This window comes from Subtercola boreus (assembly GCF_003399645.1).
GTDB lineage: Bacteria > Actinomycetota > Actinomycetes > Actinomycetales > Microbacteriaceae > Subtercola > Subtercola boreus_A.
Genome location: NZ_NBXD01000079.1, coordinates 1 through 10,004 on the forward strand (window position 1 = coordinate 1; position 10,004 = coordinate 10,004).

General features: G+C 61.6%; 12 protein-coding genes and 1 pseudogene. 5 read left to right on the forward strand and 8 right to left on the reverse strand.

Annotated features, from left to right (window positions below; all coding sequences use genetic code 11):
• Positions 1–260: 260 nt before the first annotated feature.
• Positions 261–659: a hypothetical protein gene (locus B7R24_RS17110; protein ID WP_147304113.1), complete on the reverse strand. Its 399-nt coding sequence runs from the start codon at positions 657–659 to the stop codon at positions 261–263.
• A 58-nt stretch (positions 660–717) separates the two neighbouring features.
• Here B7R24_RS17110 and B7R24_RS17115 point away from each other — a divergent pair, with 58 nt between their 5' ends.
• Positions 718–1,215: a MarR family winged helix-turn-helix transcriptional regulator gene (locus B7R24_RS17115; protein WP_116420140.1), complete on the forward strand. Its 498-nt coding sequence runs from the start codon at positions 718–720 to the stop codon at positions 1,213–1,215.
• 79 nt (positions 1,216–1,294) lie between these two features.
• Here B7R24_RS17115 and B7R24_RS17120 read toward each other — a convergent pair whose 3' ends face one another.
• The gene (locus tag B7R24_RS17120) at positions 1,295–2,053 is read right to left on the reverse strand and encodes an alpha/beta fold hydrolase (RefSeq protein ID WP_116420141.1); all 759 of its coding nucleotides are present in this window, start codon (positions 2,051–2,053) and stop codon (positions 1,295–1,297) included.
• A 70-nt stretch (positions 2,054–2,123) separates the two neighbouring features.
• Here B7R24_RS17120 and B7R24_RS17125 point away from each other — a divergent pair, with 70 nt between their 5' ends.
• From B7R24_RS17125 to B7R24_RS17135, 3 genes are all read left to right on the forward strand, one after another.
• The gene (locus tag B7R24_RS17125) at positions 2,124–2,537 is read left to right on the forward strand and encodes a MarR family winged helix-turn-helix transcriptional regulator (protein ID WP_116420142.1); all 414 of its coding nucleotides are present in this window, start codon (positions 2,124–2,126) and stop codon (positions 2,535–2,537) included.
• 632 nt (positions 2,538–3,169) lie between these two features.
• Positions 3,170–3,778, forward strand: a complete 609-nt coding sequence (locus B7R24_RS17130; RefSeq protein WP_116420143.1) for a hypothetical protein — start codon at positions 3,170–3,172, stop codon at positions 3,776–3,778.
• A gap of 375 nt (positions 3,779–4,153) precedes the next feature.
• Positions 4,154–4,609: a GNAT family N-acetyltransferase gene (locus B7R24_RS17135; RefSeq protein ID WP_116420144.1), complete on the forward strand. Its 456-nt coding sequence runs from the start codon at positions 4,154–4,156 to the stop codon at positions 4,607–4,609.
• Between the two features lie 593 nt (positions 4,610–5,202).
• On the opposite strand, the gene B7R24_RS17140 is transcribed toward B7R24_RS17135, so the two are convergent.
• The 5 genes and pseudogenes from B7R24_RS17140 to B7R24_RS17160 form a co-directional block, all read right to left on the reverse strand.
• Entirely contained in the window at positions 5,203–5,493 is a 291-nt protein-coding gene (locus tag B7R24_RS17140; protein ID WP_116420145.1) for a hypothetical protein, read from the reverse strand.
• Positions 5,490–6,005: a hypothetical protein gene (locus tag B7R24_RS17145; protein ID WP_116420146.1), complete on the reverse strand. Its 516-nt coding sequence runs from the start codon at positions 6,003–6,005 to the stop codon at positions 5,490–5,492. Before B7R24_RS17145 ends, B7R24_RS17140 begins: the two co-directional genes overlap by 4 nt.
• 10 nt (positions 6,006–6,015) lie before the next feature.
• Complete coding sequence (locus B7R24_RS17150; RefSeq protein ID WP_216364034.1) at positions 6,016–6,615, reverse strand: polysaccharide deacetylase family protein; 600 nt, start codon at positions 6,613–6,615, stop codon at positions 6,016–6,018.
• An 807-nt stretch (positions 6,616–7,422) separates the two neighbouring features.
• A pseudogene (locus tag B7R24_RS18545) lies at positions 7,423–7,809 on the reverse strand (recombinase family protein); the annotation flags it as partial.
• A gap of 185 nt (positions 7,810–7,994) precedes the next feature.
• Entirely contained in the window at positions 7,995–8,870 is an 876-nt protein-coding gene (locus B7R24_RS17160; RefSeq protein ID WP_116429922.1) for an NmrA family NAD(P)-binding protein, read from the reverse strand.
• Positions 8,871–8,924: 54 nt separating this feature from the next.
• Here B7R24_RS17160 and B7R24_RS17165 point away from each other — a divergent pair, with 54 nt between their 5' ends.
• Positions 8,925–9,371 carry a MarR family winged helix-turn-helix transcriptional regulator gene (locus B7R24_RS17165; protein ID WP_116429923.1) on the forward strand — a complete coding sequence of 149 codons (447 nt, stop codon included), beginning with the start codon at positions 8,925–8,927 and terminating at the stop codon, positions 9,369–9,371.
• An 85-nt stretch (positions 9,372–9,456) separates the two neighbouring features.
• Here B7R24_RS17165 and B7R24_RS17170 read toward each other — a convergent pair whose 3' ends face one another.
• Complete coding sequence (locus B7R24_RS17170) at positions 9,457–9,696, reverse strand: hypothetical protein (protein ID WP_116420204.1); 240 nt, start codon at positions 9,694–9,696, stop codon at positions 9,457–9,459.
• Between the last annotated feature and the right edge of the window lie 308 nt (positions 9,697–10,004).

Sequence of the window (10,004 nt, forward strand, 5' to 3'; positions counted from 1 at the left end):
CGGCCCGTGCGGCATGAGAAACTTGCATCTGCGAGATGCCTCTCTTTTCGGGTCCAATTGTCTCTGTGGTAAGAACAATTATCCCTGATCAGAAAGGTATTCTCCGTTTAACGCGCCGATCTCACCCCATGCCCCATCGGTGGATCCAGGTTTAGCAGTGATCTATGATCGCAAAATGGCGGTATCGGCACTCAGTGTGATTAACCCCTCACGTGCATGGCGGCTGGCTTTATTGCGGGAGCCGCGGCGCGAGTCTGGTCTCAGGCGGTGCGCCGGGGTGATAGCGCGGAACCGCCGCGGCTCAGCATGAGGCCGGCGGTGCCCAGGTGGATGAATGCGGCAACGGACGCGCCGACAACACCGGGCGTCCCGAATTGCGCAGCGATCGCCGCATCGCCGACCTGAACGAGTCCGCCGCCCGCCAGAGCGATTGCTCCGACAACAGGAATGCGTCGCAGAGTCAGGCTCGCCGTGACGAGACTCGCGGCGATGACGATCGATCGAACGGCGTACATGTCGACGTAGAACCTCGTGTCAGGGTTCGGCGAGACGGTATGCCCGACAAGCGATGACGGGGCGGCCAGGGCGACTGCCCCGAAGATACCCGACGCGAGTGCGGCAAGGATGTTGACGCCCATCAGCACGCGCGAAGCGGCCAATCGTGTGAGAGGTGAATCATTCGTAGTATGAGTCATTCTTGGACTGTAGCATTGCTTTATGCCCACTCCGCAACTACTAACGAGCACTGTCTTTCGGCTCGGCGTCCTGGGCGCTCGGTGGGAGGACGCATTTGCCCGCTCCATCGACCACGAAGGCGTCCGGCCGAAGCACGTGGCTATCCTCGCCCTGCTTCGGGAGGGTGTGCCTCGATCTCAGCAGGATCTCGCCGAGACAATGGGTGTTGGTCCCAGTCTCGTGGTTGCGCTTGCTACCGAACTCGAGACGAGCGGGGCGATCGTTCGCGAGCGTGACGCCCGTGATCGGCGCCGACAGCAACTGCGCCTCACCCCCACTGGCGAATCGTTGCTCGAGCGGTGCGAGGCGGCCATGTCGGGGCTCGATAATGTTGTGGCGGAGGGCCTCGGGGACCGCGCCGCCGACCTTGACGGTGCTCTCGCCGCACTCGAAGAGATCCAGCGGCCCAGTCCGCAGCCGGCCCCGGGGGCCGACCGATCAGCGGGCGGCGTTTCACCGAGCCATCCCAACCGGATTTGAGGCTGTTTTCGACTTCGAGGGGTGCCCGCAGGGGAATGCCCGCCGACAGAGCTGCGGCGCGTGGATCCTTGAGCGTCAGCTATTGGGCGCTTTTCAGCTCTTGAGTGTGTGGCGAAAATGGGGCTAGAGCTGCGAATACCGCTGTCGGGTTTTCGAGGTATGGAAGGTGGCCCGAGTCCGGGATGTGGACGAACTCTGAGCCAGGAATAGCAGCGGCAAACGCACGTCCGTAGCCCAGGTCGACAATGCGATCTGACTCGCCCCAGATCACGAGGGTGGGGATCGTGATTGCATGGACGCGTTTCATCAGCTTGGGGTCCGAGTCGACCGAGAGAGCGGCCAGAGTCGCCGCGTTGCCCTGGGCAATCGCAACGCCTTCGGGAGTGGGCGGAGGTAGACGCAGCTTCGACGGGTCGTGGAAGCTGTATTGGGCCAGCTCCTGCGGAGACATTCCTCTGATGTCACGAGCGGGGTGACTCTCGACCTCGAAGCCGGCGGCATTGATGGGGACGATGCCGGAGATGCGGTCGGCCGCAGATCCAAGCGCGAGTTCGGTAGCGACCCATCCCCCCACTGATGAGCCCACGACGAGCACATTGCGTAAGTCACGCTCGATCAGGTAGGTGGCGTACGCGTCCGCGAGGTCGCGAACAGTGGTGATTCTTGGATCACGTGCGGTTCCATTGAAACCGGGGTGGGTGGGAGCAATAACGCGGGCAGACTCGGCTAGGTGTTGAACGAGTAAGGCTGTCGTGAACGGACCGCCACCGCCGTGAAGGACAAGGACGGGACGACCGGCTCCCAGCTCTGAAACTTCGGTAAAGGGTGAACTCGTCATGATCGAAAGACTATATCAAGATGTTTATATACACAAGCTGTTACGATGTCGAGGTGAAGAAATCACTGCGATGACTGACCCAGCTGCCACTGGGCGGCTTCTGAAGCGAGCCCAGTATCGCAATCACCGCGCTGCGGACCGTGCCCTCGCGACCGTCGGCACGACTCTGGCCCAGTGGGATGCTCTGCGGGCGATCTCGGAGTCCCCCGGCTCGTCCGCGCACGACCTAGCCATCACGACATTCCAAAGCGACCAGGCATTTGGCACACTCGCGAACCGACTCGAAGCGCAGAAGCTCATCGTCCGTTCACATGGGCACGGACGCCGGGTCGAGCACGCGATCACCGAGGACGGTCGTTATGTATTCGAGGCCGGGCTAAAAGTCACGCGCGACGTCAACGAGAAATCGTTCGCAGGGCTGACAGGCAACGAAGTAACTCAACTCCACGACCTGCTCGATCGCGTCGGGGAAGTGCCGGAGTAAATGCCGTCCGCTGCTCCACCACCGTCTGCCGCCAGAGCAGCCCCGACCAACTCCCCATCCCAGAACTTTATTCATAATCTGCGCCGTGCTCGCCGTCCGTCAGCCTCCGGCGACACGCTCGGGTCCACCAAGACACGTTCACCAGTGGATGCCCGTAGGCCGGACGGCCTACGGGCACTCCCCCGCCGTTACTGGCATCGAGGGTTCAAAATTTCCGAGGGTGCCCGTTTAGGCTGCATGACATTAAGCCCGACTCCCGGGGGCGTCTTACGCGCCAAGCAACTGTCTCGAAAACCGAAAGGTTTGTGGGATGTCTCATTGTGTCGGCTCCCTTTTGAGATCCGCGTTGCAAGACCCATGATTGCAATGCTTGGCGCCGGCCAGCATCAACGCACTTGGAGGTTTATAAGACACTCGGTGGAGGTCCTGGCGGGCGTTTAGCTTTGAGTGGTGACGATTGACTACCAGACGGGGTAACTGCATCTATCGACTATCCCCTGCGGGTTGGTTGTCGTTGTCAGCGCTACCGAGAGATGTGGGCCATGTAGCTTCGTTGCTCGTAGTGGTACAACTCAAAGTGTGACTTCTACGCTCTGTAGACTGACGCTGGCATAGACGGTGAGGGGCATGGGATGAGCGACAGAGCGGCGCGTGTTCTCCGCGGCGTCTCTGCCGCAGGTTTCGCCGTGTTCGTTGCCGCGTTCTCCCACGTCGCCGTCGGGGGTACCGCACCGGGGATAGTGGGTCTGGCGCAGGGTCTGGCGTTCGCCGTTCTGGTGTGCGTGGCGTTGGCTGGCCAGTCCCTGTCGGTTCTGCGCCTGAGTATCGCGGTCGGGCTGTCACAGCTCGTCTTCCACCTGATCTTCAGCCTCGGCGCCCCTTCCGGTGTCACCGCGGTGACCTCCGGGCATCACGACAGCATGGTGACGTTTACCGCAGCCTCCGGCGTAGGTGACGCCGTGATGCAGGGCTGCGACTGGATGTGGGCAGCACACACGGTCGCCGCCATCGTCACAATCTTCGCGCTGACCAAAGGCGAACGGGTCATCCGTAGCCTCTCAGCGACGGCGTGTGTGCGCCTCCGCCGCTTGGTCGCTCTGCCATTTAGTGAGCCGCTGGCCCCGCACAAGGTAACGGTCGACGCTCTCGAACTCGAACCCGACCGTGCGAAAAACGTCTGGGTGCTCCTCGGGTCGATGAGGCACCGTGGTCCGCCGGCCGGGAGGCCTGTCATCGTCTGAGCGAACGTGTCGCCCTGACGATGACAGGTGATGAATCTTCTCCCACACCGCTCCGCCCAAGCAGGCAGGTCTTTTCTGTCGGTTCGCGAAGCCGCGGTGTGGGCTCCCTCATTGATCACATTTCTTCGTGCGCGCATCCGCAGCGGTGAGTGCACAGTCAAGGACACCTCTTTCTCATGAACAAACGAACCATCCTCCGTGTCGGCGCAGCTCTTACCGCAGCCGGCCTCCTCTCGATCAGTGCACCGTTGGCGGCGTCCGCGCATGTCCGGGTGAACCCGGACCAGGCGGCTGCGGGCACAACAACCGCCTCGCCAACATCGCAAAAAGGGACGCCGGGCACTGACCGAACCTGACCTGTGGCACAATCTGCCCATGCACTCCTCAGACCAGTACGAGCTCATCGACGGCTCACCGGACGTCGCAGACTATGTGCGGCTGCGTACGCTGTCCGGGCTCTCACCGAAGACCGAGGAGCAGGCCCGAGGCGCGATCGCGGGGAGCTGGTCCTTCCGGCACGTACGTGACGAAACAGGCCAGACCGTTGCTATGGGCCGGGTCGTTGGAGACGGCACTTGGTACTTCCTCATCGCCGATATGGCCACCCTCCCCGAACACCAAGGCCGAGGGCTTGGCGGCAAGCTCCTCGACGCCCTCCTCGGAGACATCCGCCGTCTCGCACCCGAGGGCGCGTACGTGACGCTGACCGCCGATCCGCCGGGCAGGCGCTTGTACGAGTCACGCGGGTTCTCGGATGTCGCCCCCGACCGGACAGGAATGCATCTCGTCATCGGCACGTCCCATGCAGACGAAGTTATTAGCCAGCCATAGCCCTATCGGAACCGATGGTTCTTCTGATGTACCCCACTCCCCCAGGGATCTGTGGGCGGTTGTGGGGCATCACGAAGTCGAATTGGAGACTCAGAGATGAGTCGTGTTTCTTCTGCGCAAGCCTCCGTGAGCCGTTAGGAACTTGCCTCGTCCTCGGCCCAGGCCGAGAGACGGCTTTCTGGGCGGCGGGGACGTCGCGCTCCCATGCCCAATGCAAGCACTACCCCGCCGATCAAAAGCCCGACGACCAGGACCGATGATGGCTCACTGCCAGAGTAAGTCGAGCTGATCCCACCCTCGGCAGCGCTATCCCATTCGCACGAACGACCAAGCGGCCACATCGAAACGGCACCAGTCACAACCCACGGACTATCAGCCGATGCCGAGTGAGGTCCCTCCACAATGCACGCGTAGGTGGACCCCTGGTAGTTGGCAGACACAAGCTGCGCTGCAGCCAAAACCAGCCCGATAAGTACCAGTACGAGGGCGGCAACGGAATAGCCGTACCTACGCTGCCGGTGTCTCATGCGGCCCGCCTGAGCTCGTCACCAGCGTCGGACGCCCATCTACCATTCGAGTACTCCGTTTGCCGATCAAAAACCGGCATTGGTATCGCCTGTAGGCATGTCATCGGGGAGGTTTGAGCGGGCGGCGTGGAGGGCGAGAGCGACTCCGATAGCGATGATCCCGGCGGTGAAGACGCCGATGAGTGTGCCCTGTAAAGCTTGAGCGATTTGCCAGAGCTGAACATACCCGCATGTTGCGCCGCCACACAGCAGCCCCGCGTTTTGCTGAAGTTCCCTGGTCAGCAGCACGACGAGGATGCTGCTGAGCAGGATAGCGATACCGCCTGCAATCACGAGGCGACGTTTCAGCGGGTTCATTTTTCTGCCTGCTCGTGCTGACCGTCTGTTGTGGCGGGCCGCATGAACGGCCGATAATTGCCCATCTGTTCGCCAGCTAATTTCAGGGCGCCCGGGTCGGGCTCGAATCCATGAGTTGCCGGGGCAATCCGCTCTGCGATGACACGTTCCGACAGATGCCGGGACGGCTCGCTCGATTCGAAGGGGCCTTGTTCGAGAGGCTTTGCATCGGGCGCTGTCGCGCGGGTGTAACGGGCTCTGGCAACGAACGCCATCCCGAAACAAACCAGCCCTGCAGTGAACATGCCGGGTCCGAGTTGGGCGATGACCTGCACGGCGGTGAATGTCCACAGGTACAGGCAGTTCCCTTCCCTATCGCAGCTCGTCGGTGGATACGAACCCGGGTTCGCCGTCGAGACGATGAGTGCGGTCCCGGACACGACGGTCAGGAACGCAGCGAATAGCCACAGCGGGTTCAGACCCCGGACGGCCCAGGGCAGCGGCGGCGGTAGAAGCGGAGGGTTTTGGCTCATGGCGGGCTCCTCAGTGGGTGAAGACATCGTTCAGCGTCACGGTCGTCAGCCCGCGGTCGGTGATCAGTCGGTGTAGTTGCGGGAACACGTTCGTGACGGGCAGGAAATTCAGATGCCCGATCACAATGTGTTCGGGGAGGAACCATTGGGTGGCGAAATCAACGACCTGCTGCTCGGTAATGAGGCCCGAATCGGATATCGACCCGTACCAGAGCACGGGGGTGGTGTACCCGATCGAGGCGGCAAGTTTGTCGGTGCGGTGGTCCCGGTAGCCGTACGGCGGACGGTAGAACGGTCGAGGATCCACCCCATATGTGTCCACGATGAAATCGTGGTTCCTCTGCAACTCGCTTACGACGTCGTCATCGGACAGGGAGGTGAGATCGGCGTGGGAGAAGGTGTGGTTCCCGAGCTGGATCTGACCCGACGCGACGAGAGGTTTCAGGAGGTCCGCGTGCTCGGTCCACGCCGGACACGAACCGTTCAGAAAGAAGGTCAAACGGGTCCCCGTCTGCTGGGCAAATTCCGCATAGAGCCGGACCACTTCACTGTTCGAACCGTCATCCACCGTCCAGGCAATCAATTTCCCATCACCTGGCAGGGCCGTCATCACACCATCCGGGATGCCTACCTTCACCAAATTCGGGACGGCCGCAACGGGCGCCGGCGTGAGGGTTGGTACGAGTGTCGGCGGTGGGGCGGGTGTCAGGGTCCGGGTCGGAAACGCTGGACCCGGGGTGGATGGCACGGTTTGCGGGCCGGAGTGCGCTGCACATGCGTTCAGCGCGAAAGCGCCGCTACCGGCCGCGAGAAGGCCTAGGAAAGTTCGGCGGTGCACACACAATCCTCACGGTTCAGACCACACCAAGAAGGGATTTCCTCACGGCGGGGCCCTGTACCCGGGCACGGGAAACACTCGCACCAGCATGACCGGAACGCCCGCCCAGAACCAGTCCTCCAAGATGAGGACACACCTAAAGCAAGCCGGGGATCAACGGTGCACCACGACAGTCGTCTACCTTGTACTTACTGCGCTCGAGCTAATGAACTAGCCCAGAGCTAGACACAGGTTGCCCGATCTTCCGGTCGAGCAACCTGCCGCCGGTCCCTTCCGACAGCCTCACTCACTCATGTGCCGTTTCTCTGACGATGGTGGTTGTGTTCGTCATCGTCGAAAGTTGCAGGCGGGCGTGTGTACTCTGCAGATCGCCGAGTCGATCAGTAGATTCTCGGCGCTTGGTACACCTGGTCGGCCGCGAACCAATCTGGCTTGCTGAGTCGGCGATCGGCGACAGCGATCGCGATCTCCAACGCTCGCTCATTTGACATCCCTGCTGGCACAATCTTTCGTTCGCGACGCATCCGAAGTTCATCCACCGGTGCCGTCGCACCTGACAGGCTCTCCCCAGCTCCTCGGTCACTTCGACAACGCCCCGATCCGCCGGTACAGCGTCGCCCGGGACATACGCAGATCCCGGGCTACCTGAGGCGCGGGCTCGCCCGCATCGATCAGACGTCGCGCATTCAGGATCTGGCTGTCTGTGAGCTGCTGCTTCCGGCCACCCAGATCCTTGCCAGCGGCGCGGTGTTTCGTGACACTGTCGGTGATGCGGTCTCGTTTGATGTCGAGCTCCATCTGAGCAAGCGCCGCCATCACCGTAAACACCATCGACCCCATCGGTGTCCCCGTATACACATTCACACCACCCAGGTTCAGCACCCGAAGACCAGCGCCTCTCCCCCGGAGCTCCTCCGGCAGAGCCAACATGTTCTGCGTCGAACGCCCCAGTCCTAACAGAGCTGTGCCAAAAAGCTAAAGGTTTTTGATACACCCCACTCCCCCGCGAGCCAGCGGGTAAGAAGCCCGGGATTCCGCGTGAGTCGTTTGTCTCGATAACTCATCTCGCCGTCCCAGGTGTCTTGGTCGCCGGTTTTGGGATTTTTGAGTCGCTGCCGGTCTTTGTCCGGCCGCGCGTCGATGATGCCCGGTTAGCGGGTTGTAAAGTGCTCCTTGTTTGCTGTGACCCAGGCCTCGAGGGTGGTCGCGGGTCGGCCGGTGATTTCCTGAACGTCGTTTGTCTGGACATTTGCGTGGTCGAGTCCCTTGCGAACGACGCGGGCGAATTGATGCCGGAGTCCCTCTGCTGTCCAGGCATCGGCACCGCCGAGCCGGATGACACCGGCGAAGACACGGCTGGGCAGGTGCACGTAACGCACCCGTCGGCCGAGAACCTTCGAAAAGGTGCCGGCGATTTGAGCTGAGGTGAGGAGCTCGGGACCGGTAATGATGGGTTCGGCGCCGGTGTGGACTCCCTTCCGAAGAAGGGTCGTAGCGACCCGGGCGATGTCAGCGGCATCCGTCCATGCGACACAACCCCGTTGTGTGGTCTGGGGGAAGAAGCCGCGTTTGATGGGAGCTGCGAACTCGGTCAGGTTCTGCATGAACGCGGACGGGCGAAGGATTGTCCATTCCATTCCGGAGAGCTGAACGAGTTGATCGGTGTGCCACGGCGCGCGCGCCCAGGGGATGTCCGATTCGGGATTCGCGTCCGCCGTTGACAGGTGAGTGATCGCCCGAACACCCGCTGCCCGAGCTGCGAGCACCACGTTCCTGCCGTGTACGGATTGTTTCGGGCTGGCTGCTGTGACGAGCATCACCTGATCCGTGCCTTGAAACGCTTTCGTGAGGGATTCGACGTCGTCGAGGGTGGCAAGGGCAGCATCGATTCCCTCCGACGCGAAGTGGGAGACCTGCTCCGATCGCCTGGCAACAGCACGCACGTTCGCACCCGCCTCATGAAGCATGTGCAGGGTTCTCCCGCCGATCTCGCCGGTCGCGCCCGTGATGGTGATGGTGTCACTCATATTGCTCCTAAATCAGTTTCCTGATTCCAACGATAGTCTTCGTAGGATGGGTGAATGCCGCATCAAGCTCAGTTCACAACCGCCGACATCGACGCTGTCATCGGATGGACTGTCATCCGCGCTGCACGCCGGGCGACGCGACTCCTGGCTGCCGCGTTGACGGAGCAAGGTCTCACCCCGGTCGAATTCGGTGTTCTCGTGCAACTCGCCGCCGCAGACGAAGAGCTGAGTCAAGCGGACATCGCCAGGGCCGTTGAGATACGACCCCAGAGCGTCGCGCCCACCATCGACGCCCTCATCACACGCGGCTACCTGACAAGGGAAGGACCACGAGGAAGCGGCCGCACCAGCCGGCTGAAGCTCGCGCCCGCAGGGAACAGCGTTGTGGAAGCGTCGTTCCAGAACGTCTCCGCAACGAACGCGGCGTTCACCAACGACGCAGCCCCCACCATGGCCCTCAACTCGGCGCTCCTCACCTTTCTAAGGAACCAGAAGAGCTGATTCGAGTCATTGGACAGGCGTGTCTGAAGGGGGCGCGGAGGTCCATTTCCACCTCCCGGTGACCGTCCCGTCCGGAAGCGCCGACTTAGGGATTTTCTTCCCCAAGTTGCACCTTCACCGCTTTCAATTCATCCACAATCTGGTTCCTCTGATAAATACTCACAAGCTGTTCAACGCTCATCTTTCTGATGTGACCGATGTCCTCCTCAGGGACGTCCAGAAGAGGGGCAACCGACGTGAGGTAGGCACCACGGTCCGGCGCCCGCCTGGCTATCTGGATGATCTCCTCGGCGAGTCCTTGCGCCAGCAATATCGTCTCGAGCACCCGTTTCAGTCCACGCAGATTCCGAGTTGTTTCGTTTGAATCGCCCCTTGGCTCACAATATTCAAACCAATGAAGTTACCTCCCGGCCCGACGCAACACCGTCCCTCAAGTCGTCCGTCTGCTGGCCCTCCCCGAAACATAACGCGGTCAAGGATGAAGTGCCCTTGAACGTCAGGATACATGAGGTTGACCCCGAATTCCGGACACTGACCAGGCGGGTTTCGCGTGTTTGCGGGCCTGTCGGGGAGGATGTCCGTGATGGGCACAAGCAAGAGGAAGACTTATACGCCGGAGTATCGCCGTGAGGC